We start from the raw sequence: 26,916 nt of genomic DNA on the forward strand, positions 1-26,916 counted from the left end.
ATCCTAACAAAATTTTGAGGTGCTCTAGTGGTGCCTCGTTGTGTTTCGGAGAAAATATGAGCAGAGAATTTAAGCGCAGTGATCGTGTAGCGCAAGAACTACAAAAAGAGATCGCTGTGATTTTACAACGTGAGGTAAAAGACCCTCGTATCGGTATGGTAACGGTATCGGATGTGGAAGTGAGCCGTGATTTAGCTTATGCAAAAATCTTTGTGACTTTCCTATTTGATAACGACCAAAGTGTTATTGAGCAGGGTATGAAAGGTTTAGAAAAAGCAAGCCCGTATATTCGTTCTTTAGTCGGTAAGGCAATGCGTTTACGTATCGTGCCGGAGCTTCGTTTTATTTACGATCAATCCTTGGTAGAAGGTATGCGTATGTCTAACTTGGTATCGAATGTGATTAAAAACGATGAAGCTAAACATAAAGAGGACGAATAGTGTCTAGACCTCGTAAAAAAGGCCGTGACGTTCACGGCGTATTTTTATTAGATAAACCGCAAGGAATGTCGTCAAATGATATTCTGCAAAAGGTCAAACGCTTGTTTCAAGCAAATAAAGCGGGGCATACCGGTGCATTAGATCCGCTTGCGACCGGAATGTTACCGATTTGCTTGGGTGAAGCGACTAAATTTTCTCAATTTTTACTTGATTCGGATAAGCGTTATCAAGTTACCGCAAAATTAGGCGAACGTACCGATACTTCGGATGCCGAAGGACAAGTGGTTGAAAGCCGTGCGGTGAATGTAAGTGAAACGGAAATTCTTGCAGCATTGGAACAATTTCGCGGCGATATTTTGCAAGTTCCGACTATGTTTTCCGCATTAAAACATAACGGCAAACCGCTTTATGAATATGCTCGTCAGGGTATCACTGTGGAACGAGAGGCTCGTCCGATTACGATTTTTGAGTTACGCTTTATCGAATATATCGCACCTTATCTTACGTTAGAGGTACATTGCTCTAAAGGTACTTATATCCGTACTTTGGTGGATGATTTGGGTGAAGTATTGGGATGCGGTGCGCACGTGACGGTTTTACGTCGTTTGGCGGTTGCAAATTATCCTGTTGAGGCGATGATGAGCTATGAAGATTTACAAAATTTAAGTGAAAATCAACCGCTTGAAGTGCTAGACCAACATCTTTTACCGTTAGATACAGCAGTAGAAAGCCTACCAAAAATCAATCTAACCGCAGAACAGACCAAAGCGGTCGGTTTCGGTCAAAGAGTGAAATTTGAAAACAATGCGCAAGTTTACGGACAAGTTCGTTTATTTTCGAATAATATGCAATTTCTCGGTGTAGCGGAAATTACAACCGATAATGTCATTCGTCCAAATAGAATGGTTAATCTTTAATTTACAAGCGGTCTATTTTAAGATCGCTTTACGATATAAATGCTATGAAATTACGATTTTTAACGATTTCGGCAATGTTTGCGTTATTGCTTGCCGGATGTTCAACTAAAAATAGTACGTATCCGGAGCTTCCGATGGATGCTCAATATACTAAAGCGCGCACAGTAAATAATTTTAATGACTACGTACATTTTCTGAAGCAAAAGGCAGCGGGCGCAGGTGTTTCGGATAATGTATTAAATGCTCAGAAATTTATTCAGTATAATGCAAGATCAATTCAATTAGATCAGGCGCAAGCCTCTCGTAAACGAGATCCTAATACGCCGCCGCCACCTCCGAATCCTAATGGCGTTACTAATTATTTAAGTAAGGTGCTTACCCAAAATAAAGTGAATTTAGCCGCTGAATATTGGTATGAGTTTAATACGCAACTTACTAATGCAAGTAAGAAATATAATGTACAGAAAGAATACATTTTAGCTTTGTGGGGCATGGAAAGTAGCTTTGGGCGTTACCAAGGCGATTTTGATGTGTTATCCGTATTAGCCACGCTAGCTTTTGACGGACGTCGCGAAAAGCTCTTTACGCAAGAGTTTGTCAATGCGATGAAAATGCTAGATGAAGGCACTATCAATCGCTATGAAATGCTAGGTTCATGGGCAGGTGCAATGGGGCAGACCCAATTTATGCCTACCGCTTATTTAAATTATGCGGCAGACGGTAACGGCGACGGTAAAAAAGATATTTGGAATACGGAAGCGGATGCGTTTGCCTCCATTGCCTCTTATCTTTCAACCGTAGGTTGGGACGATGAGATTCCTTGGGGAGTTGAGGTAAAACTATCCAGTCCGATTGATATTTCTTTCTCGGGTATTGAAGCAAATAAGGCTAAAACGCTTGGTGAATGGCAATCTTGGGGGGTTTACCTCGCTTATCCAACGGCAAGAGAAACCGCAAAATTAAGTGCGTTAAACGGTAATAAATTATGGTTGGTTCGTCCTGATAAAGAAGTCGGGCGTATTTTCCTCGTCTCAAATAATTTCCGTACTTTAATGGACTGGAATAAATCCAATAATTTCGGAATAAGTATCGGTAAATTTGCAGATCGTATTTTAGAGAGCGTAGGGCAGTAATCTCTAGCAAACATTAAAAGATACGTAAATAAGCGGTAATTATTCACCGAATAAATTGCAATTTATATCAGAATCAGTAAGCTATTCATACCAAACATAAGTTTGGGATTTTCAGATAAGGAAAATTATATGTATTTTGAAATTTATAAAGATGCAAAAAGCGAATTTCGCTGGCGTTTAAAATCCGGTAACCACCAAACAATCGCAACCGGCGGTGAAGGATATGCAACAAAACAAAATTGTCAAAAAGGTATCGAAGCGGTAAAAAAAATTACGGCTGAAACAGAAGTCAAAGACCTTACAAAAGAAGAAGCATAATAAAAAAAGCCCTGTAGTTAAAAAATTTACAGGGCTTTTTTATTGCAAAAATAATGGCAAATACGGCCGCTTATTAGTATAAAAAATGCCCTCATTTGAGGGCATTTTATTCGGTATCAGGTTAATGTATTAACATTGAGTCGCTTGAATTGCCGTTAATGCGATTGTATAGACGATATCATCAACTAATGCACCGCGAGAAAGGTCATTAACCGGTTTACGCATACCTTGAAGCATAGGACCGATAGACACTAAATCAGCAGAACGTTGTACCGCTTTATATGTAGTATTACCGGTATTTAAGTCAGGGAATACGAATACGGTTGCTTTACCCGCTACCGGAGAGTTAGGTGCTTTAGAACGCGCAACATCTTCCATTACCGCCGCATCATATTGTAACGGACCGTCAATGATTAAATCAGGACGTTTTTCTTGTGCAATACGAGTTGCTTCTTTTACTTTCTCTACATCTGCACCGGAACCCGATGTACCGGTTGAGTAAGAAATCATCGCAACACGTGGGTCAATACCGAATGCTTTTGCTGATTCTGCGGATTGGATCGCAATTTCAGCTAATTGTTCAGCTGTCGGATCCGGATTTACCGCACAGTCCCCGTACACAAGTACTTGATCCGGTAATAACATGAAGAAGATTGAAGAAACAATTGAGCTACCCGGTGCAGTTTTGATGATTTGCATCGGAGGACGAATTGTATTTGCCGTAGTGTGAACCGCACCTGATACTAAACCGTCCACTTCACCCGCTTCTAACATCATCGTACCAAGTACTACCGTATCCGTTAATTGCTCACGCGCAACCACTTCCGTCATACCTTTGTTTTTACGTAACTCAACTAAACGAGCAACATAGTTTTCACGTACTTCTTCAGGATTGATAATTGTGATACCTTTACCTAAAACTACACCTTGAGATTCCGCTACACGTTGAACGTCTGTCGGATTTGCTAAAAGTACACATTCTGCAATACCGCGTTCAGCACATAATGCCGCCGCTTTAACGGTACGAGGTTCGTCACCTTCCGGTAATACGATACGTTTTTTCGCTTGACGCGCATATTCGGTTAATTGATAACGGAATGCAGCCGGCGATAAACGACGCGCACGAGTTGCCGCTTTAGAAATTTCATCAATGAAGCCGTGATTAAATTGACTTGCCACGTATTCTTTAATTGAAGTGATACGTTCTTTATCGTCAGCAGGCACTTCTAAACTGAAGCTTTGTAAACTAAGCGCAGTTTGCCATGTATTGCCCTCTACACGGAATACTGGTACACCGGATTCAAATGCTTGTTGGCAAAGTTTTGCAATCGGGGTTTCAATTTTATAACCGCCGGTTAATAGGATTGCACCGATTTCAACACCGTTCATTACTGCTAAAGAGGCTGCAACTAATACTTCCGGACGGTCTGCGGAAGTTACTAATAAACTACCTGCTTTGAAATGATCAACCATATGCGGAAGACTACGTGCGCAGAATGTTACTCCGCGGATACGTCGAGTTTGTAATTCACCTTCATTGATGATAGCCGCACGTAAATGTTTGGCTAAATCAATAGCACGTGTTGCAATTAAATCGGATTTCCATTCAACACAAGCGAGTAATTTAATCGGACTTTTTGCAAATAACGCTTCCACTTCGGCAATATTTTGTGTGCTGTGTTGGAATGAATCGAAGATTTCGGTTAAGTCCGGGCGAGTACGACCGGATTCATCAACCGGTGCATTAAATTTATTGATAATTACACCTAATAAATTAGGATTGTGGCGACCGCCGAACTCGGAAGCGGCCGCTTCCACACGTTCTTTTAACTGGGTCGGCTTATCTGAACCTGGTGCAGCAACTAAGATAATTTCAGCATCTAATGCTTGAGCGATATCATAGTTTACACTGTTTGCGTATGAATTTTTACGGGTAGGAATTAAACCTTCCACAACAACGATTTCATTGTTTTTGCTCAGTTGTTGATGGCGTTCAACCACTTTCTCTAATAAAACGTCCGCTTGGTTTTGACCGATTAATGCTTCCGCTTCGCTTAACATAAATGGCTCGCCGACTTCTGTGGTCTGTGCAGAACGAATAATCGAAGTAGAGCGGTCTAACGTATCTTCGCCGCTAATAGGTTGTGCAATCGGTTTTAAAAAACCGACTTTAGAACCTTTTTGTTCTAATGCATGTACTAAACCGAGGCTTACGCTGGTTAAACCGACACCTGTGGTGGTTGGGATTAAGATAATAGTTCTAGACATATTTAAATTCCGTTTATGTGAAATAGTAAAAGGGCAGAATGTCTGCCCTTGGAAATTATAATGCTAATTTAGCCGTATCTTGTGCAATCACTAATTCTTCGTTAGTCGGAATTACGACCGCTTTGAATGTTGAGTCGTCCGCAGTGATAACGCCGGATTTACCGAAACGTGCTGCTAAGTTACGTTCTACATCTAATTTAACACCGAATAATTTTAAGTGATTTAACGCTAATTCGCGAACATGACCTGAGTTTTCACCGATACCGCCGGTAAATGCGATAGCGTCTAAGTGAGTATCACCTAAGATTGCCATATATGCACCGATGTATTTTGCTAAACGGTAGCTATATACGTCTAATGCACGTTTTGCTTCAGGTTTTGACGCATCGTCATAGTTATCTTCTGCATAACGGCAGTCGCTGGTTACTTCGGTTAAACCTAAAAGACCTGATTTTTTCACTAAGGTTTCTTCGATTTGCTCCATTGACATACCTAAGTTTTTGTATAGGTAGAAAACGATTGCAGGGTCAATGTCACCTGAACGAGTACCCATCACTAAACCTTCTAACGGAGTTAAACCCATTGATGTATCGATACATTTACCGTTACGCACAACAGATACCGAACCACCGTTACCTAAGTGACAGATAATCGCATTGGTTTGATCTACCGGTTTGCCCGCTAATTCGGCCACTTGTGTAGTAATGAATAAATGGCTGGTACCGTGAGCACCGTAACGACGAATACCGTGTTCTTTATAGAGTTTGTACGGAAGTGCGTATAAGAATGCTTCTTCCGGCATTGTTTGATGGAAAGCCGTATCGAATACCGCAACATTTTTCTCTTTTAATTCAGGGAAAATACGGAATGCTTCTTTAATACCGATTAAGTGGGCCGGGTTGTGAAGAGGTGCGAATTGAATTGCGTGTTCGATGCCTTTAACCACATCATCATTAATGACTACGGATGAAGTAAATTGTTCACCACCGTGAACGATACGGTGACCGATAGCACCAATGCTGGATTTTAATTCCTCTGATAATAATTCATTTGCAATGAAAGTTAATGCTTCGCTATGCGCTGCACCCGCACCTAAATCTGCATTGCCTTTTTCGCCGTGTAATTTCCATTTAATACGAGCATCTTCTAAATTAAATGCTTCCGCTAAACCAGATAATTTTTCATCACCCGTTTTAGGGTCTAAAACAGCAAATTTTAAAGAAGAGCTACCGCAGTTAAGGATAAGGATTAAGTTTTTAGACATGTCAAACACCTTTATTTCTTTGTTTATGAAAGGATTGATAAACTTGTGACGCAAAATATGCGTACATCTTTATAAGCATACACGTTTCATTCACTAAAATAAATTCCTATTCCAAAAATATCCTTAAAAATTGCTCAAATTTTAGGCCTTGTCCTAATTTCCATTCTAATTTGTGCAGATTACCGTCTTTTAATTTGGAAAAGGTCATCAAACAAGGAAAAAGCACTAGAGTACAAGCGGTTATTTTTCTAAAATAATTTGTAACTTTTATATATTGATAACTTAGGAGAATAACTATGTTAAACAGACGACGTTTTATTCAACTAGGTGCAAGTGCGATGCTTGTACTTGGAACAAATAAATTGGCTTTTGCAAAAGCAACTAATCAAGCGGATTTACGTGTTATCGCAACCACCGATATTCACGGCTTTTTAACCGATTTTGATTACTACAAAGATGCACCGACCGAAAAATTCGGTTTCACTCGTACGGCAAGCTTAATTGAACAAGCGCGTAAAGAAGTAAAAAATAGCGTATTAGTCGATAACGGCGACCTAATTCAGGGTAATCCTATCGCAGATTATCAGGCTGCCGTAGGTGCTAAACAAGGTAAAGCCGATCCGGCAATTGCTGCGTTAAATGCGATGAAATATGAAGTGGGTACGATCGGTAATCATGAATTTAACTATGGATTAACCTATTTAGGTAATGTCATTAAACAAGCTAATCACCCTATCATTAATGCCAATATCGTAAAACCGGGTACTGATGAACCTTTCTTCCAACCTTATTTTATTCAAGAAAAAACGATTGTTGATGCGAACGGTAAGTCACAAACATTAAAAATCGGTTATATCGGTTTTGTTCCGCCGCAAGTAATGGTGTGGGATAAAGCCAATTTGGAAGGTAAAGTCGAAGCGCGTGATATTGTGAAAACCGCTGAAAAATATGTACCGATTGTGAAAGAAAAAGGCGCAGACGTCATTATTGCATTAGCACACACAGGCCCGTCTGACGAGCCATATAAAGAAGGTGCGGAAAACTCGGCGTTCTATTTAGCTGATGTAAAAGGTATTGATGCGGTCATCTTCGGCCATTCACATCGTCTATTCCCAAATAAAGAATTTGAAAAATCGCCGAATGCCGATATTGTCAAAGGTACGATGAAAGGCGTTCCTGAAAGCATGGCAGGTTATTGGGGCAATAATATCAGTGTGGTTGATTTGAGTTTAGCCGAACAAAACGGAAAATGGGCGGTAATAGACGGTAAGGCGGCACTTCGTCCGATTTATAATGCCGAAGCGAAAAAAGCAACCGTGGAAAACCATCCGGAAATTGCGGCATTACTTAAAGAAACCCATGAAGCAACACGTAAATTCGTATCACAACCGATTGGTAAAGCGACCGATAATATGTACAGCTATTTAGCTTTAGTACAGGACGATCCGACAATTCAAATTGTAAATCAAGCACAAAAAGCCTATGTTGAAAACGTTGTTGTTAAAGGCTTACCGGAACTTGCCGGCTTACCGATTCTAAGTGCCGGTGCACCGTTTAAAGCGGGCGACCGTAAAAATGATCCAAGCGGTTTTACCGAAGTGGACAAAGGTCAATTAACGTTCCGTAATGCGGCGGATTTATACCTCTATCCGAATACGCTTGTGGTAGTGAAAGTTACCGGAGCAGAGTTGAAAGAATGGTTGGAATGTAGTGCGGGTATGTTTAAACAAATTGATCCGGCTAGTACACAACCGCAAAGTCTATTAGATTGGCAAGGTTTCCGCACTTATAACTTTGATGTGATCGATGGAGTAGAGTACCAATTTGATATTACGCAGTCGGCTCGTTACGATGGCGAATGCAAACTAATTAATGAAAACTCGCACCGTGTTATTAACTTAACTTTCAAAGGTAAGCCGGTTGAACCGAAACAAGAGTTTTTGATCGCAACCAATAACTATCGTGCATACGGAGCAAAATTCCCGGGTACCGGCGATAAGCATATAGTGTTTGCCTCTCCGGATGAAAATCGTCAAGTGCTTTCAAATTATATTTCGGCAGAAAGTAAAGCAAAAGGTCATGTAGTACCGACTGCCGATAAAAACTGGCGTATCGCACCGATTAATGCCAAAGTTAAATTAGATGTGCGTTTTGAAACCTCTCCGTCTGAAAAAGCGGCGGCGTTTATTAAAGAAAAAGCACAATACCCAATGACATTGGTCGGTACGGACGAAATCGGCTTTGCGGTATATCAGCTTGATTTAACGAAATAATTTGCGTGATTTGAGTCACTACGGAATACTCGGACACCATCTGAGTATTCCGTGGTCTTATAGTTGCATATTAATATTCGCTCTAATTTGATCAAAACTAATGTGTTTCACTAATTTTCCATCCTCAAAAATCAACTCCAGTAAATCATCAGAAAAATCATCTTGTGAAGTTAATTCGTCAAGATAATGTTCGGATGAAATCACTTTCACTCGACCTTTTTGAGATTTCTTCAAACCGTCATCCGTTTTCGGATTTTTAAAAATCGCTTTTTCAGCCCCATTAATCGTAATTGAAGTCGCTTTTATTGCAAAACCGAGTGTATCTCGGGTATTACGTTGATAGGTTTGTGCTCCGACACCGAAGACAATATTACTGGAAGCGAAACCTTTTCGTTCAAGACCTGCTAAAATAGATAGCATTTTATCATAAGTCACACCATCACCATAAATTGCACCGATGTGCGGATCTAATACTTTATAGCCTTTAGCATTCACTGTCCCACCAAAGATATCCCATAAGCACTCAATCAGACCTTTACGTTCATGTTCATGGCAAGCGGTCGAATTTCCGCAAATAATTGCAAAAAAATCACCGCTATCCGGACGAATAACGACACGGGCATGAGTAGGACGAGCCATAATTTCATCTTTTAGTAACGGTAAATTAACGCTGATGTTATGCCAAAAATCGGTCGTATCAGCCACTATCGATAACATACTGTCCGGAAATTTTCGCATTAAATAACGAAACGTAGGTAACTCATCAACACCATGTGCACTCATAACCGAATGTTCGGAAGCGGGGATAGACGTGCCTATCAGTTGCTGTGAACCGTAGTAGCCTTCTATAAATGAAATAGCCGGAATCGTATCGGTACCTAAAAAACAGGTTAAATGGCCTGCTCCGGACATTTCTGCCGACTCTAAAGAACTCATTCCTCGCATTGAAAAGTCATGAGATTGGAAGAGAATATGATCATAATTATCGCAAGTTTTTTCTGCAAATCGAATGAGAGCAGAGCGATAAGCAAATGCAATTGAGGCGGACGTTATCGGTTGCCATAAGCAAACATTGATCAATGTTTCCAAATAATTGGTCAGCCAAAAGAAATCCGGATGTGTATTTTCAATTGTCATCATCGGTACTTTAGCAGCAACCGATTGTCCTTCCGGAATAGCTTTGATACGAATAGGTAAATAGCCTAATCGATGTAATTGAGCGATATGTTCGCCTTTATCGACCATTTGTAGCGTTTGTGCAATAAATTGTGAATATTCTGATACAACGTCGGATTCCGAACGATTAAAAAAATTATCATTAAAATAATGGATTAAATATTTGATAATAAATGCTTGAAAGCCAAATGAAACAACACGAGTTAAGTAAGGTGCGTGTTTATTACTACGAGGCGTAAATGTACTATAAATAATTTGAGTATTTTCAGGATATTGCATGCGATGTGAAGTTTTATAAAAGTCGCATAATAAAGACGGGATAGCACTAGAACGCAGAGTTTTGTTTAGTGAGTTATACATAATACCTACCTTTATATTTTCAATGATATGATAAAGTTTATCATATGTTTCATGTTTTTGATAAGTATTTATTTCATATTTTGATTTAAACTTATAAAGATTAAATTATTTGTTATATATATAACGCAAATTTAATCTAACCTATATTTTGATGAAAACTCAACAATCGAACTTGTAAGTGAAAACAAGTAACCTTTATAAATCAATATGTTATATCATTTTAATTCGCATAATGTATGTTATGTTAAATAATAAGTTGGTTATGAAAGTTTTAGGTTGTAATTGTTATTCTCTCTTTATTAGAAATAACCACGGATTACACTGAATAAATTTTCGTGTTATTTACCTGTATCTAGAAAACAAAACCCCAACAGTTTTCACTATTGGGGTCTTTTTAAAGCTTATTTATTAAAGCATTGTAATAAATTACCAGAATACACGCATACCTACACCGATAGCTTTATCAGTTGTTTTACTTACGTAGTTATATCCTTGACCTTCTGCTTTATAGTTCTTAGTTTGAACGTATTTACCTTCTACATAAGCCACAACGTGTTTATGTAATTTGTAATCTACACCTAATAAGAAACCGTGTTTTTTAGCTTTTGCGGTATCTTCTTTATCTTCTGTTGTTTCTGCACGTTCATATAAATAGTTACCATAGATACGTGAAGCAGGAATTACTTGGTATTGGAAGCCTGGAGCTACATAAAATGCTTTTGTACGCTCTGAACCTTCTTTTTCATAGCCATAACCAAAGTCACCTACTAATTTGAAATCACCAATAGTATAACCTAATGCTAATTCATAACCATCTTGGTGATGGTTATAATTTTCACCAGTGACGTAAGTTGAACGACCATAACCACCTTCAATATTGAAAACGTGACCATTAGCTAATGCGGTTTCATATACCGCACCTACACCGTAAGCGTTTTTAAGTTCATCTACTAATACTTCACCAGCTGCATTACGTTTTTCTGCAAAATTGTAGTTTGCACCGATTTGTAAACCTTCAATACCTTTATAGTCATAACGAACTACGCCAGTACCATCTGTTGCGATATATGAAGGTACGATACCATATTCGTAATCGTCTGTTTGACCGTAGTCATCAGCAAGAGTTAATTGGCGACCGAAAGTTAATTCACCTAACTCTTTTTTACCTAAACCTACGTATGCACGTTTAACATAGACATCACCGAAACCGTTACCACGAACAACTTGACCATCAGAGTCTTTTTCAGTTTCTTTGAAACGCATTTCTAAACGACCTAATGCATAGAAACCATCATTTAACTCATGGTTTACACGAACACCGAAACGAGAGCCGCCAGTATCACGTAGATATGTATGTGCACGGTTGCCAACTTTGACGTTACCTGTTTTAACTTCTTTTTTAGCTTGATCTAAAATGATGTCTAAACGTCCATCAACTTGTACTTTCGTACCTTCTGCGTCATATACTGTTACAGCTGAAGCTGATGCCGCGAATGCTGTTACTGCTAATGCAACTAGAGTTTTTTTCATAATGTTCACCTTAATTTTTAATTTTAAGTTTATTTAAAATTACTCTCGATAAGGTGTAAGAGTAATTTTCCAAAACTGACATTTACTTTATAAAAGTTTAAGTAAATGCTGATTGCGAGTGCATAATGGCAAAATCATTTATCCCTGTCAATAGGTAAGCATTTCATTTAAAATAAACAAAAAATCACAATAAAAACAATAAGTTAGTTTAATTCTTGATTTAAAAAAATAAAATTTATTAGAAAAATGGTTATCTACTCCATTTTTAATAAATTTGTAATCTATTGAATTATAAAGACTTTATTATAAATTCTTGATATTTATTAACTTTTTTCACAATGCATTTTTTTTGTGACAAAAATCACATTTCTAGAAAAAAGTAAATTTCCAGTTGTTTTTTTAAGCATAAATAATCCATTACAAGCATGATAAACCATTCTATAATATAGAAAAAATACTATAGTACTGATTATGTTCTCAAATTTCTCTCAACTTATTCAGCAAAAATTAGAGATATTTTCCCCTTTTACCGAAAAAGAAGTTATCGTAAAAGGAAATATCTTTTCCAAAAAACAACAAAAAGTTAGCGATTTTGTGCAAGAAATTACAGATACGGCACAATTACTTGCTCAACAGACAAATGAAGATTATGCCGATTTTTATGCAACTAAGCTACTTCGACAGTTCGATAGTTTAAATCAAGCGGTTTTAATTCTTAAAAAATCGGATTCATCCTCTAAAGAAGTATTTGTACCGTCTTTTTCATTTTCTAAAAATATCCATGCCCTCCCATCTGCTCGTCGATTAAATGAATATCGTAAGGCATTAAGAGCATTAAATGAAAAAATTAGTTGGTTATTAGAAAAAAGCTATGCTGCTAATGAGAACGAAAAAATAATGTGGCAACAGCAAGTCGAAGAAACCGAATATCGTAAGATGAAATGCTTAAAAGCAATTGAGGATCTGGAAGAAAAATTATCGAAAAACTAAGGACGCATTTGCGTCCTTAGTTATCTTTGCTTCGATTATAATGTTTTAGCTAATTTTTTAATAAAATCTTTAAACTCATTACCGAATTTATCATGACGTAAACTGTATTCGGTAAACGCCTGCATATAGCCTAATTTATCACCACAGTCGAAAGTACGTCCGGTCATATGGAATGCTTCTACCGTTTCTTGTTCGATTAGCATATCAATAGCATCGGTTAATTGAATTTCATCACCTACCCCAACCGGTGTTTTTTCTAATAAATCCCAAATACCGGCGGAAAATACGTAACGACCAACTACAGCTAAGTTAGACGGTGCATCTTCTACACTCGGCTTTTCAACCATTTTTACGATTTTAGCCGTTTCACCTGCCGGAATTTCAACACCGGCACAATCTGCTACGCCATAGCTGCTGACATCTTCTCTCGGTACCGGTGCAACCATAATTTGGCTGTGTTTAGTTTCATTAAAACGTTTGATCATCGCAGCAAGATTTTCCGTTTTTTGATTTGCTGAAAAATCCGCTAGGATCACATCCGGTAATACCACCGCAAAAGGTTCATTCCCCACTACTGCTCGACCGCATAAAACCGCATGACCTAAACCTTTAGCTTGACCTTGGCGCACGTGCATTAGCGTAACATCTTTAGGTACAATTGAACGTACTTCTTCTAATAATTGGCGTTTAACACGTTTTTCTAACATTGTTTCAAGTTCAAAAGAAGTATCGAAATGGTTTTCAATAGCATTTTTTGAAGAATGAGTAACCAATACGATTTCTTTGATACCTGCTGCGACACATTCATTCACAATGTATTGGATAAGCGGTTTATCCGCAATCGTCAGCATTTCTTTTGGAATTGCCTTGGTTGCAGGAAGCATACGAGTACCTAAACCGGCTACGGGAATAATTACTTTCATTACATAATCCTTATAAGGTGTATAACACCGATAAAATCAATACGATATCGTATTTCATAATAAAGACCGCTTAATGCAAGCGGTCTAATTCCAGCTAAATTTTACTCATTACTGGCGAAGCAATGCAAGGATTTCATCGGTTTTTTCTTGCATTAATTTCTTATCGCCACGAGTTTCTAAATTTAAACGCACTACCGGTTCAGTGTTTGAACTACGCAAATTGAAACGCCAATTGTCAAACTCAACGCTAATACCGTCTAATGTTTCAACTTTACCGTCTTTGTACGCTTCTTTTACTCGTTCGATTGCCGCCTTCGCATCGACTAATTTACTGTTAATTTCTCCCGGTGATGGGAATTTAGCTAAACGTGCACCGACTAATTCGCTTAACGGCTTACCTGTTGTACATAGTAACTCTAAAGTCAATAACCATGGAATCATACCGCTATCACAATAGAAGAAATCACGGAAGTAATGGTGAGCAGACATTTCACCACCATAAATTGCATCTACGGCACGCATTTTTTCTTTAATAAACGAGTGACCTGATTTTGACATAACCGCTTCGCCACCCGCTTCAGCCACTAATTCTTCGGTATTCCAAATTAAACGCGGGTCATAAATAATCTTAGCACCTTTATTTTTCACTAAGAATGCTTGCGATAGTAAACCGACTACATAGTAGCCTTCAATAAATCCACCTTTTTCATCAAAGAAGAAGCAACGGTCGAAATCGCCGTCAAATGCAATACCTGCATCTGCTTTGTTCTCTAATACGGCTTTGATTGAGTCTTCACGGTTTTCATGAAGAATCGGATTAGGAATACCGTTAGGGAAATTGCCGTCCGGATTATTATGTACTTTAACAAACTCTACCGGTACGTTACGCGCTTTAAACTGTGCTTCAATCGCATCAATAATATGACCTGCCGCACCATTACCTGAATTAATCACTAATTTTTTCGGTGTCAATTTATCTAAGTCGATATAAGAAAGCAGATGTTCTACATATTCGCCTTGTACGCTTTTTTGTGTATAACTACCTCTTTGCGTTACAGGGGGGAAATTGTTTTCTTCGGCTAAGCGTTGAATATCGGCTAAACCGGTATCGGCACTAATCGGACGAGAACCTTCTCTTACTAATTTCATGCCGTTATAATCCATCGGATTATGGCTTGCCGTTACTTGGATACCACCGTCAGTTTTAAGGAACGAAGTCGCAAAATAAACTTCTTCGGTACCGGTAAGACCTAAATCAATAACATTTACGCCCGAATCTAATAAGCCGTTAGTTACCGCACTTTTTAATTCGTTACTGGTTAAACGAACATCGCCACCGACAACAATACTTTTCGGTTTGAGGTATTGCCCAAAAGCACGCCCAATACGGTATGCAATATCCGTATTTAATTCTGTACCTAATTGACCGCGAATGTCATAGGCTTTAAAACAAGTGAGTTTACTCATAGATTCGTCCTTACTCTGTTAGTGATAAAATATTTATTGCTGCGTTTCATTAGCGACATCATCCGCTAACGCCTTGATTCTTTGATAAATTTCTTCTCTATGAACAGAAACTTCTTTAGGCGCATTTACACCTAATTTAACTTGATTACCTCGAACGCTGAGAACGGTAATCTCAACATTATCTCCTATTAGTAAACTTTCCCCAATTTTGCGAGTGAGTATAAGCATGTAGCCTCCCGAGTCAAAAGTCCTAAAACATTTAGGAGTGATGGCAAGGTCAATCCATCAACCTTGCCTAATTATTTAATTAAAGTTTTGCTTGAATCCATTCTTGCGCAAATGTGAGTGCCGCATCTAAATTTTGAGGTTCTGAACCGCCTGCCATAGCCATATCTGCTCGACCGCCGCCTTTACCTCCGACTTGTTGCGCCATTGCGCCGACTAATTCACCGGCATTCACTTTACTTGATAAATCTTTCGTTACACCGACGATTAAATTGACTTTATCATCCGTTACCGTACCAAACGCAACAATTGCACTTCCTAATTGATTTTTTAAATCATCAACCATTGTACGTAGCGATTTTACTTCTACATTTTCAAGTTTTTGTACCACAACATTAACACCGTTAATATTGCGAGCTTGTTTCACTAACTCGGAACCTGCTTGTGCGGCAAGTTTGTCTTTAAGTTGCTGCAACTCTTTTTCCGTACGTTTCGCTTTATCTTGCAATTGTTGAATTTTTTCCACTAACGAATTGCCGTCCGCTTTTAATAATTCCGCACTTTGCTGTAATACTTTTTGCTGACCATGTAACCACTCGATTGCAGTTTCTCCGGTTACCGCTTCAACACGGCGAATACCTGCTGCAACCGCACCTTCAGAAACTAGTTTGAACAATCCAATGTCACCGGTTCTTTCAACATGAGTACCGCCGCAAAGTTCAATAGAAAATTCCGTCATGCCGACCACTCGAACAACATCACCGTATTTTTCACCGAATAACGCCATTGCACCTTTTTTCTTCGCCGATTCGATATCCATAGTTTCAATCGTTACTCGGATATTTTCACGAATTTTACGGTTTACAATACGTTCTATCTCTTCTAATTGAGACTTACTAATCGCTTCCGGTTGCGAAAAGTCAAAACGCAGAATATTTTCGGAAACCAATGAACCTTTTTGTGCCACATGATCACCTAACACTTCTCTTAATGCGGAATGTAATAAGTGGGTCGCACTGTGGTTTGCCGTAATAGCTACACGACGACTACGCTCAACACTTGCAGTAACTTTATCACCGATTGATAAACTACCTGATGTTAATTGCCCGATATGTCCGAATACTTGTCCATATTTTTGCGTATCGTTTACCGTGAAATTGCAAATTTCGGTTGAAATTAAACCGCTATCTCCTACTTGCCCGCCCATTTCCGCATAGAACGGCGTTTGATCAAGAATAATAACCGCGGACTCACCCGATTGAATTGTTTCAACCGCTTTACCATTACTAAATAAACCGACAACCGTTGCTTGGGCGTCTAAATTCTCGTAACCGATAAAGTTGGTTTGACCTTCTACTTTAATGACATTGTTATAGTCGGTACCGAAATTACTACTTGCTTTTGCACGCTCTCGTTGTGCGGTCATTTCCGCTTCAAAACCGGCTTCATCAATCGTGATTTCACGTTCACGGCATACGTCGGCGGTTAAATCTAATGGGAAGCCGTAAGTATCATAAAGTTTAAATGCCACTTCACCTGAAAGTGTATTATTCTCAACTTTAGTTAATGCATCTTCTAATAAGGCTAGGCCACGTTCAAGCGTACGAGCAAACTGCTCTTCTTCCGCTTTTAGTGTTTTCTGAATATGCGCTTGTTTTTGGGTTAAAATCTCACCGGCATGTCCCATTACGGCTGCAAGTGTAGGTACTAATTTATAAAAGAACGCTTCTTTTGCACCTAACAAGTTACCGTGACGTACTGCACGGCGAATAATACGACGCAATACATAACCGCGACCTTCATTTGACGGAACAACGCCATCCGCAATTAAGTATGAACAAGCGCGAATATGGTCTGCCACTACACGTAATGATTTATTGTCTAAGTCGGTTACGTTTAATAAGCCCGCTACTTCTTTAATTAAAGTTTGGAAAATATCCGTTTCGTAGTTTGAGTTTACGTGTTGCATTACTGCTGTCATACGCTCTAAACCCATACCCGTATCTACAGACGGTTTCGGTAATTTTTCCATCGTACCATCTGCTTGACGGTTAAACTGCATAAATACGATATTCCATACTTCAATATAACGGTCACCGTCTTCTTCCGGACTGCCCGGTAAACCGCCCCAAAAGGTATCGCCGTGGTCATAAAAGATTTCGGTGCAAGGACCGCACGGACCGGTATCACCCATTGCCCAGAAATTATCCGAAGCATACGGAGCACCTTTGTTATCGCCGATACGAATAATATGATCCGTCGGTACGCCTACGATTTTGTTCCAAATATCATAAGCTTCATCATCCGTTTCATAAACGGTTACATATAATTTTTCTTTCGGAAGACCAAGCCATTGCGGAGAAGTTAAGTATTCCCAACCGAATTGAATTGCATCTTGTTTGAAATAGTCGCCGAAACTGAAGTTACCCATCATTTCAAAGAATGTGTGATGGCGTGCGGTATAACCTACGTTTTCTAAGTCATTGTGTTTACCGCCGGCACGCACACAACGTTGCGCGGTAGTTGCTCGAGTATAAGGACGTTTTTCTAAGCCGAGAAAAACATCTTTAAATTGATTCATACCCGCATTAGTAAATAATAAAGTCGGGTCGTTTTCCGGCACCAAAGAGCTACTTGGTACAACAGTATGTCCTTTACTATGGAAGAAATCCAAGAATGATTGTCTAATTTCTGAAGTCGTTTTCATTTAATAACACTCTAAAAAATAATGTATAAAGCAAAATAGCTGGTGATAAATATCATTATTCTACACGTTTTTCATTCCTTTGCTAATTGACAACCGCTTTTTTAATGAAAAACTTATTATATTTATTAAAAAACAACCGCTTGAAAAGCTAGAGAACTTTTAAGCGGTTGAGTTTAACGTTATTTATCTGCTTTTATGTAAATTGTTGTCAGCATTACAATTATTCATCAGCTAACGGTACAACTAACATATCAACAGTGACATTATTCATTACTTGGCGAGTAGATGACATAAACTTACTCCAAAAATCTTGATGGTGCCCAGTAATCAATAAGTCAATTTTGTGTTTTTCAACCGCATCTTCCAATACTTGGCTGAAATCACCGGTACCGTTAAGACGTTCGGAAACCGGATAATTCACTTTAGCAGATAGCTCGTCTAATGCTTTTGTCGTTTCCTCAAGTACACTGTCTTGTACTGAAGACATATTAATATCAATTAACCCCGTATAAAGATCGGAAAAATTAACATCTACGTGGATTAATGAAAGTTTTGCTCCGCATTTCTCGGCTAAATCTGCGCCTTTACGGAGTAAAACAAGACTTTCTTCAGAGAGATCAACCGCAACTAAAATATGTTTATACATAAATAGACTCCTTCTTGTATGCCTAATCATTTCTTTGTTTGATGATACTAGCATATTCTTTTCACGGAAAACTTGAGCTAGATCTCATTTTTGAAAAAACATTCCAAGGTTTGAAATATTTTTTAATTTGGAGCATATCGGCATAAGATTGAAAATAACTTTTTAAGGTTAAATAAACCGATTACCGGCTTTATTATCCTAATAAATGATGGTAAAATTTGCTTGAAATCAAACTTTTACCTATTTTAAAAGACGGTAGCCCTTATGAAAATTGTATCTGACGCTAAACATACAAGCCGAACGGCTTGCACTATCCATTGCCAGAACTGCAGCATTAGCCAACTTTGCTTACCTTTTACATTAAGCGAACATGAATTAACTCAGCTTGATAATATTATCGAACGCAAAAAACCTGTGCAAAAATCCCAAATTATTTTTCAATCCGGTGACGAGCTTCGTTCTATTTATGCAATTCGTTCAGGTACAATTAAAAGCTACACGATTAGTGAAAGCGGTGAAGAACAGATTACCGCATTTCATCTTCCCGGTGATTTGGTCGGCTTTGATGCGATTATGAATATGAAACATGTCGGTTTTGCACAAGCACTCGAAACCTCCATGATTTGTGAAATTCCATTCGATATTTTAGATGACCTTGCCGGAAAGATGCCTAAAATCCGTCATCAAATTATGCGTTTAATGAGTAATGAAATTAAAAGTGATCAGGAAATGATTTTATTACTTTCAAAAATGAGTGCGGAAGAAAAATTAGCGGCATTTTTGCATAATTTATCTCAGCGTTATGCGGCTCGAGGTTTTTCCGCCCGTGAATTCCGATTAACTATGACTCGTGGCGATATTGGCAATTATCTCGGTTTAACCATTGAAACCATTAGCCGTTTATTAGGTCGTTTCCAAAAAAGCGGTATGATTACGGTACAAGGCAAGTATATTACTATCAACCGTATGGATGAACTGACCGATATGGCGGGCGTTACACGCTCACAAATTCCGGTAATACAAACAGCATAAAACCAAACAAAAATGCCACTATTAATTGATAGTGGCATTTTTTATGCTTTAAGGAATTTCGTAAATTATTTAAGAAATCCGACCGCTTATTTATCAGGTTATACGTTATTTTACTAATTTTAAATGCGTCGGTTTTTTCTTGGCTTTTGGCTTATCGTCTTCTTTTTCAGTTTGCTGATTAACCCTTTCATTATATGCTTGTTCGCTATAGTAAGGCTCGTCTTGGAACATAATCCCATCACCGGTTTCTTGAGCATAAATCGCTTCCGTCGCACCGAAAGGAATATAAATATCACGTAACATTCCTTGGAAGCGAGCATTAAAGCTGATTGACTCATCATTAATGACATATTGTCCGATTGAACGAGGCGCAATGTTTAAGATGATCTTACCGTCTCGAACGAATTCTACCGGCACATCAACATCGGGATACTCGGCATTCACTAATAAATAAGGCGTATTATCATTATCTAAAATCCAGTTGTAGTACGCGTGGTAAAGATAAGGGCGCAAGGGTTTCATTAGTCTTTATCATCCATTAAATGTTTTGGTGCGGAACCACCAATAGATTGAACAAAGCTCTCACGTTGGAAGACGCGAGTCATATAAGTTTTAATCGCTTTACTACCGGCACCGGTAAATTCAATACCTAAACTGTGCATTTTCCATAATAACGGCGCAACGTAACAATCAACCAAGCTAAACTCTTCGCTCATAAAATAAGGGGTTGCAGCAAATACCGGACCTAACGCTAACATTTCATCACGTAATTCCAGTAATGCTTTTTTCGCTTCTTTAGACTCGGGATCTTTGTTCGCAATATCAATTAATGAGTACCAATCTTGTTCGATACGATGCATGGTTAAACGACATTTTCCACGTAATACCGGATAGACCGGCATTAACGGCGGATGAGGAAATCGTTCGTCAAGATATTCCATAATGATACGCGAGTTAAATAACACTAAATCGCGATCGACTAATGTCGGTACATTACCGTACGGATTTACTTCCACTAAATCTTCAGAAATCGTATCGGGACTAATATTTTCGATTTCATAAGGAACGCCCTTTTCTGCTAATACGATACGCACTTGGTGGCTATAAATATCATTTTTATCTGAAAAAAGGGTCATCACTGAACGTTTATTCGCACTGCTCGTCATATATATTCTGTCTCCGATTCTGATTGCAAACACATAAATTTTAAAAATGGTCGCATATGGTAACACATTTAGACTTTAGGTTGATAGTTTTAAATTGTACTTTGCCAATAATTCTTTACATTATTCACCCTGATTTAGTTGCATAAATTCATAAGCAAACGTTTGCCTATTATGTTATACTTCATATATATCTCTTCTAGTTTCAAAAGGAATTAATATGTCTGAAAAACCAGAAATTGCTATTGTAATGGGTTCAAAAAGCGACTGGGCAACTATGTCGGAAGCAACACAAATTTTAGATCAGTTTAATCTTGCTTATCACGTGGAGGTGGTTTCGGCGCATCGTACACCGGATAAACTTTTCTCATTTGCGGAAAGTGCCGAACAAAACGGCTATAAAGTGATTATCGCAGGTGCGGGCGGTGCAGCACATTTACCGGGTATGATTGCGGCAAAAACGATTGTGCCTGTGTTAGGCGTGCCGGTAAAAAGTTCGATGCTAAGCGGCGTAGATAGTTTATACTCTATCGTGCAAATGCCGAAAGGTATTCCGGTCGGTACGCTTGCGATTGGTCCTGCCGGTGCGGCGAATGCCGGTTTATTAGCCGCACAAATATTAGCGGCTTTTGATCCTGAATTAGCGAAAAAATTACACGCATTCCGCAATGAACAAACGCAATCTGTCTTAGATAATCCAGATCCACGTAATTAATCTATTTTTCATGACAAAGAAACTTTTAATCCTACATACAGGCGGTACGATTTCAATGAGTGAAGGTGAAGACGGTAAAGTTTCGCCTTCTGAGAAAAATCCGCTACTTGCCGCATTAGAACGTTTAAACCACCCTGCTCAGCTCAGTCAAGAATCTGTACTGAATGTGCCTTCACCGCATATTACTTTACAGCATTGGTTACTATTAAAAACACGCATTGAAAAAGCGGTAAATGAAGAACATTATGACGGTATTGTGATTACCCACGGTACGGATACGTTAGAAGAAACCGCTTATTTCCTTGACCTAGCGCTGAATGTAAATGTACCGGTTGCAATTACAGGTGCAATGCGTTCAAGTAACGAATTAGGCTCGGACGGATTAATCAACTTACAAAGTGCGATTTTGGTTGCACTTTGTCAGGAAAGCCAAGGCAAAGGCGTATTAGTGGTGATGAATGATGAGATTCATAACGCTAAATTTGTGACTAAAACGCATACGACCAATGTAGCGACATTCCAAACACCGACCTTCGGTCCTTGCGGATTAATTGCGAAAAACCGCGTGCTATATTTCCAACAATTAACCGAATACGAACGTTTCCCGATACAGGCTGTTACCCGTACTAACGTGCAGCTTGTTAAAAGTTACGCCGGAATGGACAGCTTCTTACTCGAACAATTAGCTCACCACGGTTGTGACGGTGTTGTGATTGAAGCACTCGGCGCAGGTAATTTGCCGCCGAGTTGTTTAGCCGGTTTAGATGCGTTATTACGTGCTGATATTCCTGTTGTATTAGTTTCTCGTGCGTTTAACGGCGTTACTCAAGATGTGTACGACTATTTAGGCGGCGGTAAGCAACTTAAACAACAAAACGTGATTTTCACCACCGGTTTAAGCGGTCAAAAAGCACGTATCAAATTGTTAGTCCTGTTAAACCAAAACTTGAGTAAGCCGCTCGCCGAATATTTTTAAACAATCCAATAAATACCCAAATTAGTTCGAGGTTTGCTTGCCAAACAAGCGGTCAAATTTGCCGAAAAAATTGCAAATCAGCCCTCGAACTTGCTGCAAACGGAATCATAAAAATGCAAAAAAGTGCTATTTATCCTCCAATTTATGTGCTTGGTAACGGTCAGCTCGGCAGAATGTTACGCTATGCCGGCGCACCGCTTGATATTGAAGTAAAACCGCTTGCTTTTGATGCACCGGTTTTTGACCTTGAAGAAAGCAGTATCATTACCGCAGAAATCGAGCGTTGGACAGAAACGCCACTCACCCAATTACTCGGTAATCATAAAAATTTTGTCAATTTAAACGTATTCGGCACAACCGCAGATCGTTTCACGCAAAAATCACTGTTAGACAAACTTCAGCTTTCTACCTCACCGTGGCAATTATTGGAATCCGCCGAACAATGGCAAAGCGTATTCAGCAATGTCGGTGAAAAAGTGGTGGTAAAACGCCGTACCGGCGGTTATGACGGCAGAGGTCAATGGATTGTGACGCAAGACAGCATTGACCAAATCACGCCGGATCTTTTCGGTGAAGTGATTGCGGAAAAATTTATCCCGTTTGACGGCGAGATTTCAATTGTCGGCGCCCGTTTCCGTGACGGTTCTACCCGTTTCTATCCGATTAGCCATAACTTACAACAAAACGGTATCTTGCGTTACTCCGTTTGTGATGTGAATTTGCCGAATCAGCAAACTTACCAAGCTCAAGCGGAACAAATGCTCGGCACTATTATGCAAGACTTAGACTATATCGGCGTAATGGCAATGGAATGTTTTGTGGTGGGCGATACGTTATTAATTAATGAACTCGCTCCTCGTGTACATAACAGCGGACACTGGACGCAATTAGGTTGCTCAATCAGCCAGTTTGAATTGCATTTACGCGCATTGCTTGACTTGCCGACACCGCAACTCAAACAAATTGCACCTAGCGTGATGGTGAATCTGATTGGTATCGAACACAATAACGCGTGGCTGGAAGTACCGTTCTCACAATTACATTGGTATGGTAAAGAAGTGCGTGCCGGTCGTAAAGTCGGACATATCAACCTTACTCATCCAGATAAAAATGAACTAATCCGTCTGCTCGAACAACTTCGTCCGTATTTAACCGACGATTTCCATTCAGGGTTAGATTGGGCAATTAATAAACTCAAATAAGTGCAAGCGGTCTGTTTTCTTCCAAAATTTGCAAAAAATTTAGGAAAACAGACCGCTTTTCTATTGCTAAAATAGCTAATGGATTGTATAAGTATTTCTAATTTCAAACACAACTTTTTAGAGGACGACACATGTCAATGTTCAACCATATTCAGGCTGCTCCGGCAGATCCAATCTTAGGTCTAGGTGAAGCGTTTAAAGCGGAACAACGTGCGGGGAAAATCAATCTCGGTATCGGTGTTTATATGAATGCGGAAGGTAAAACGCCTATCGTAAAAGCGGTTAAAAAAGCCGAAGCGTTATTGTTAGAACAAGAAACGAATAAAAACTACCTTACGATTGACGGTGTACAAGCATTTAACGCTTATACACAAGAGCTTTTATTCGGTAAAGGGGCGGAAATTATCGCATCAGGTCGTGCAAAAACCGCACAAAGTTTAGGTGGTACGGGCGCGTTACGTATTGCAGCGGAATTTATCAAACGCCAAACGTCAGCAAAAAATATCTGGATTTCAAACCCAACTTGGCCAAATCACAATGCAATTGCAGAAGCGGTCGGTTTAAATGTGAAAGGCTATCGCTATTACAATAAAGATACGCACGGTTTAGATTGGGATAATTTACTTGCCGATTTAAGCCAAGCGGAAGCCGGCGATGTGGTGTTATTACACGGTTGCTGTCATAACCCGACCGGTATCGACCCAACTCCTGAACAATGGGACGCATTAGCGAAACTTTCTGCGGAAAAAGGCTGGTTACCATTATTTGATTTTGCTTACCAAGGCTTCGGCAACGGTTTAGATCAAGACGCATACGGCTTACGTGCGTTTGTGAAAAACCACAAAGAATTATTAATCGCAAGCTCATATTCAAAAAACTTCGGTTTATATAACGAGCGTGTCGGTGCATTTACCTTAGTGGCAGAAAATGCGGATGTGGCGAATAAAGCATTCACACAGATTAAGTCGATTATTCGCGTGCTCTACTCTAACCCGGCATCACATGGTGCAAATGCGGTTGCTCGTGTATTAGGTGATGAAGCGTTACGTGCGGAATGGGTAGCTGAATTAGATGAAATGCGTGATCGTATTAAAGATATGCGTAACCGTATGGTGCAATTATTAAAAGAGAAAGGCGCAAAACAAGATTTCGATTTCATTGCACAACAAAATGGTATGTTCTCATTTAGCGGTTTAACCCCAGAGCAAGTGGATCGCTTACGTGAAGAGTTCGCAATCTATGCGGTACGTTCCGGCCGTATCAATGTTGCAGGTATCACCGACCAAAACATTGATGCACTTTGCGAAGCAATCGTAAAAGTGCTTTAATCACTATTTAATAAAACCACGGACTACACTGAATACACGGAAAATTTATTCTGTGAACGCTATGTAGTTCGTGGTTATTTTTATGTATAGCTTTTAGGTTAAAAAACCACAGTTTTCACGTCATACAAAACAAACTTCCAGTGTATTCCGTGCGTTCTGTGGTTATTGAATCTTTCCTATCTATTGAACATTCATAATTGCTTCAATATCAGCAATTTCTTTCGGGCAGCCGCTTGTCAGATTTTTATTGCCATATTCAGTAATCAATAAATTATCCTCAATTCGCACGCCAATGCCTTTGTATTGCTCCGGCACATCCGCATCACTTGAAATGTATAACCCTGGTTCAAGCGTTAGCACCATACCGATTTCAAGCGGTCGATCTCGCTCCGTGCCATAATTGCCGACATCATGAACATCTAACCCCAACCAATGCCCCAAACCGTGCATATAAAATTGATGATAGGCTTTTTCAACGATTAACTGCTCGACTTCGCCTTTTAAAATACCTAAGCGGACTAAACCTTCGGTTAGCACTTGTACTGCCTTTTCATTAGCAATTTTGATCGAACTTTGCGGAATAAGCCATTTAGCTGCTTCTTTCATTGCGTCCAACACGAGCTGATAAATTTCTCGCTGAGGTTCAGAGAATTTACCGTTAATTGGGAAAGTACGGGTAATATCGCCCGCATAATGAGCAAATTCCGCCCCTGCGTCAATCAGCAATAAATCACCGTCTTTTAATACCTGATCATTTTCGTTGTAGTGCAAAATACAGGCATTTTCACCGCTTGCCACAATCGAATTATAAGCAGGGAATCTCGCCCCAAAGCGGGTAAATTCGTGCTGAATTTCGCCCTCAATTTCCAATTCATAACGATTTGGACGAGTTTGCTTCATCGCACGAATATGTGCCAAACCTGAAATATGGCAGGCTTGCTGAATCAACGCAATTTCTGCCGTTGATTTAATCAACCGCATTTCCGACAACATCGGCTGCCAGTCAATCACGTCAGCAAACTGCTCCGCCACCACACTATCGCCCCATTCCTGTAAGCCTTTGGCATAATAACAAGCGGTCAGATTTTGCGTTTTTTCTGCAAAAACACAAGAAATATCTTCAATATCAAACGCTAAATCTACGTTCAAAGCTTCAGGGGCTTTTTCAATACCCAAACGGCGACCATTCCACGTTTCCATTAGCGGATCTTTTTTACGCAAAAAAATCACACTCTCATTTTTACTGTCTTTTTTAATCAGCAACAATGCCGATTTCGGCTCGGCAAAACCGGTTAAATACCAGAAATAACTATCCGGACGGAACAAATAATCGCAATCGCTATTACGGCGTTTCTCGGTTTCAGTAAACACCACCAACGCAGAATTATCCTGCATTTGCTCAAACACACGATTTCTACGCTCAACAAATTCTTCTCTCGGCAATTCAGCTAAATAGGCAAGATCCATACGATTCTCCTCTTCAAATGTCTGTTTATTCTAACACAAGCAAGCGGTCTGATTTCTCGCAAATTTTACAAAGAAACCGCATAAAAAAAGAAAAGTCAGTTTAATTTAAGATAATATCGTAAATTAAACTGACTTTTGGGGATATATTCCTCTCTCTGCTTGTTTCGCTACACGCTTCAACAAGCTGTCTCTCTCCCACAAGGGGCGAGAGTGTAATATGCAACAACATTTCCTAGCATAATCCGTCTAAACTTTAGGTCATATACAAGCGGTCAAGTTCGCTTGATTTTTTGCAATTTGCGAAGTTTTCAAGAAATTTAACCGCTTGTCATAAACAACTCTCTCCCCCTTGCGGGAGAGAGACAGATTTGAGCAAAGTAACGACTTTGCGAAAAT

The 26,916-nt window shown here is 39.3% G+C and carries 23 protein-coding genes; 11 read left to right on the forward strand and 12 right to left on the reverse strand.

Annotation, left to right across the window (positions count from 1 at the left end; all coding sequences use genetic code 11):
• Positions 1 to 56 precede the first annotated feature (56 nt).
• The 4 genes from rbfA (at position 57) to NYR63_RS03315 (ending at position 2,808) form a co-directional block, all read left to right on the forward strand.
• On the forward strand, positions 57 to 440 hold the full coding sequence (gene rbfA / locus NYR63_RS03300) for a 30S ribosome-binding factor RbfA (RefSeq protein ID WP_279458176.1): 384 nt from the start codon (positions 57 to 59) through the stop codon (positions 438 to 440).
• Positions 440 to 1,357, forward strand: a complete 918-nt coding sequence (gene truB / locus NYR63_RS03305) for a tRNA pseudouridine(55) synthase TruB (protein ID WP_279458177.1) — start codon at positions 440 to 442, stop codon at positions 1,355 to 1,357. The genes rbfA and truB overlap by 1 nt, the downstream gene beginning before the upstream one ends.
• Before the next feature lie 44 nt (positions 1,358 to 1,401).
• Entirely contained in the window at positions 1,402 to 2,490 is a 1,089-nt protein-coding gene (locus NYR63_RS03310) for a lytic murein transglycosylase (RefSeq protein ID WP_279458178.1), read from the forward strand.
• 129 nt (positions 2,491 to 2,619) lie between these two features.
• Positions 2,620 to 2,808, forward strand: a complete 189-nt coding sequence (locus tag NYR63_RS03315) for a YegP family protein (RefSeq protein ID WP_279458179.1) — start codon at positions 2,620 to 2,622, stop codon at positions 2,806 to 2,808.
• A gap of 129 nt (positions 2,809 to 2,937) precedes the next feature.
• On the opposite strand, the gene pta is transcribed toward NYR63_RS03315, so the two are convergent.
• Positions 2,938 to 5,076, reverse strand: a complete 2,139-nt coding sequence (gene pta / locus NYR63_RS03320; RefSeq protein WP_279458180.1) for a phosphate acetyltransferase — start codon at positions 5,074 to 5,076, stop codon at positions 2,938 to 2,940.
• Positions 5,077 to 5,131: 55 nt separating this feature from the next.
• On the reverse strand, positions 5,132 to 6,340 hold the full coding sequence (locus NYR63_RS03325; RefSeq protein ID WP_279458181.1) for an acetate kinase: 1,209 nt from the start codon (positions 6,338 to 6,340) through the stop codon (positions 5,132 to 5,134).
• A 296-nt stretch (positions 6,341 to 6,636) separates the two neighbouring features.
• On the opposite strand from NYR63_RS03325, the gene cpdB reads away from it, so the two are divergent.
• Positions 6,637 to 8,613: a 2',3'-cyclic-nucleotide 2'-phosphodiesterase gene (gene cpdB / locus NYR63_RS03330; protein WP_279458182.1), complete on the forward strand. Its 1,977-nt coding sequence runs from the start codon at positions 6,637 to 6,639 to the stop codon at positions 8,611 to 8,613.
• Positions 8,614 to 8,670: 57 nt separating this feature from the next.
• Here the strand turns inward: cpdB and NYR63_RS03335 are convergent, their stop codons facing one another.
• Both NYR63_RS03335 and NYR63_RS03340 read right to left on the reverse strand, forming a co-directional pair.
• Positions 8,671 to 10,149 carry a nicotinate phosphoribosyltransferase gene (locus NYR63_RS03335; protein ID WP_279458183.1) on the reverse strand — a complete coding sequence of 493 codons (1,479 nt, stop codon included), beginning with the start codon at positions 10,147 to 10,149 and terminating at the stop codon, positions 8,671 to 8,673.
• Positions 10,150 to 10,575: 426 nt separating this feature from the next.
• Positions 10,576 to 11,679: a porin gene (locus NYR63_RS03340; protein ID WP_279458184.1), complete on the reverse strand. Its 1,104-nt coding sequence runs from the start codon at positions 11,677 to 11,679 to the stop codon at positions 10,576 to 10,578.
• A gap of 471 nt (positions 11,680 to 12,150) precedes the next feature.
• Here NYR63_RS03340 and priC point away from each other — a divergent pair, with 471 nt between their 5' ends.
• Positions 12,151 to 12,669 (forward strand): primosomal replication protein PriC, encoded by a 519-nt coding sequence (gene priC, locus NYR63_RS03345; protein WP_279458185.1) that lies wholly within the window; start codon positions 12,151 to 12,153, stop codon positions 12,667 to 12,669.
• Positions 12,670 to 12,704: 35 nt separating this feature from the next.
• Here priC and galU read toward each other — a convergent pair whose 3' ends face one another.
• The 5 genes from galU to NYR63_RS03370 all read right to left on the reverse strand — a co-directional run bounded on the left by galU (position 12,705) and on the right by NYR63_RS03370 (position 18,637).
• Positions 12,705 to 13,592, reverse strand: coding sequence for a UTP--glucose-1-phosphate uridylyltransferase GalU (gene galU / locus NYR63_RS03350; RefSeq protein WP_279458186.1), 888 nt, complete (start codon positions 13,590 to 13,592; stop codon positions 12,705 to 12,707).
• Positions 13,593 to 13,700: 108 nt separating this feature from the next.
• Positions 13,701 to 15,059, reverse strand: a complete 1,359-nt coding sequence (locus NYR63_RS03355) for a phosphomannomutase CpsG (RefSeq protein ID WP_279458187.1) — start codon at positions 15,057 to 15,059, stop codon at positions 13,701 to 13,703.
• A gap of 33 nt (positions 15,060 to 15,092) precedes the next feature.
• Entirely contained in the window at positions 15,093 to 15,287 is a 195-nt protein-coding gene (gene csrA / locus NYR63_RS03360; RefSeq protein WP_039709062.1) for a carbon storage regulator CsrA, read from the reverse strand.
• A 79-nt stretch (positions 15,288 to 15,366) separates the two neighbouring features.
• Complete coding sequence (gene alaS, locus NYR63_RS03365; protein WP_279458188.1) at positions 15,367 to 17,991, reverse strand: alanine--tRNA ligase; 2,625 nt, start codon at positions 17,989 to 17,991, stop codon at positions 15,367 to 15,369.
• Positions 17,992 to 18,211: 220 nt separating this feature from the next.
• Positions 18,212 to 18,637 carry a universal stress protein gene (locus NYR63_RS03370; RefSeq protein WP_115586925.1) on the reverse strand — a complete coding sequence of 142 codons (426 nt, stop codon included), beginning with the start codon at positions 18,635 to 18,637 and terminating at the stop codon, positions 18,212 to 18,214.
• Positions 18,638 to 18,901: 264 nt separating this feature from the next.
• Between NYR63_RS03370 and NYR63_RS03375 the strand changes: the two genes are divergently transcribed.
• Entirely contained in the window at positions 18,902 to 19,669 is a 768-nt protein-coding gene (locus NYR63_RS03375; protein ID WP_279458189.1) for an FNR family transcription factor, read from the forward strand.
• Positions 19,670 to 19,774: 105 nt separating this feature from the next.
• On the opposite strand, the gene NYR63_RS03380 is transcribed toward NYR63_RS03375, so the two are convergent.
• The gene (locus NYR63_RS03380) at positions 19,775 to 20,191 is read right to left on the reverse strand and encodes a ClpXP protease specificity-enhancing factor (protein WP_279458190.1); all 417 of its coding nucleotides are present in this window, start codon (positions 20,189 to 20,191) and stop codon (positions 19,775 to 19,777) included.
• Positions 20,191 to 20,835, reverse strand: a complete 645-nt coding sequence (sspA, locus tag NYR63_RS03385; protein WP_279458191.1) for a stringent starvation protein SspA — start codon at positions 20,833 to 20,835, stop codon at positions 20,191 to 20,193. The genes NYR63_RS03380 and sspA overlap by 1 nt, the downstream gene beginning before the upstream one ends.
• Positions 20,836 to 21,052: 217 nt before the next feature.
• Between sspA and purE the strand changes: the two genes are divergently transcribed.
• The 4 genes from purE (at position 21,053) to NYR63_RS03405 (ending at position 25,053) form a co-directional block, all read left to right on the forward strand.
• Positions 21,053 to 21,547 (forward strand): 5-(carboxyamino)imidazole ribonucleotide mutase, encoded by a 495-nt coding sequence (purE, locus tag NYR63_RS03390; RefSeq protein WP_279458192.1) that lies wholly within the window; start codon positions 21,053 to 21,055, stop codon positions 21,545 to 21,547.
• A 10-nt stretch (positions 21,548 to 21,557) separates the two neighbouring features.
• Positions 21,558 to 22,523, forward strand: a complete 966-nt coding sequence (locus NYR63_RS03395; protein WP_279458193.1) for an asparaginase — start codon at positions 21,558 to 21,560, stop codon at positions 22,521 to 22,523.
• A gap of 113 nt (positions 22,524 to 22,636) precedes the next feature.
• Positions 22,637 to 23,725, forward strand: a complete 1,089-nt coding sequence (purK, locus tag NYR63_RS03400; protein ID WP_279458194.1) for a 5-(carboxyamino)imidazole ribonucleotide synthase — start codon at positions 22,637 to 22,639, stop codon at positions 23,723 to 23,725.
• 131 nt (positions 23,726 to 23,856) lie between these two features.
• Positions 23,857 to 25,053, forward strand: a complete 1,197-nt coding sequence (locus NYR63_RS03405; RefSeq protein ID WP_279458195.1) for an amino acid aminotransferase — start codon at positions 23,857 to 23,859, stop codon at positions 25,051 to 25,053.
• Positions 25,054 to 25,233: 180 nt separating this feature from the next.
• On the opposite strand, the gene pepP is transcribed toward NYR63_RS03405, so the two are convergent.
• Positions 25,234 to 26,520: a Xaa-Pro aminopeptidase gene (pepP, locus tag NYR63_RS03410; protein ID WP_279458196.1), complete on the reverse strand. Its 1,287-nt coding sequence runs from the start codon at positions 26,518 to 26,520 to the stop codon at positions 25,234 to 25,236.
• Positions 26,521 to 26,916: the final 396 nt, after the last annotated feature.

Origin of the sequence: Actinobacillus genomosp. 1 (genome assembly GCF_029774175.1) — a bacterium.
Lineage (GTDB): Bacteria > Pseudomonadota > Gammaproteobacteria > Enterobacterales > Pasteurellaceae > Actinobacillus.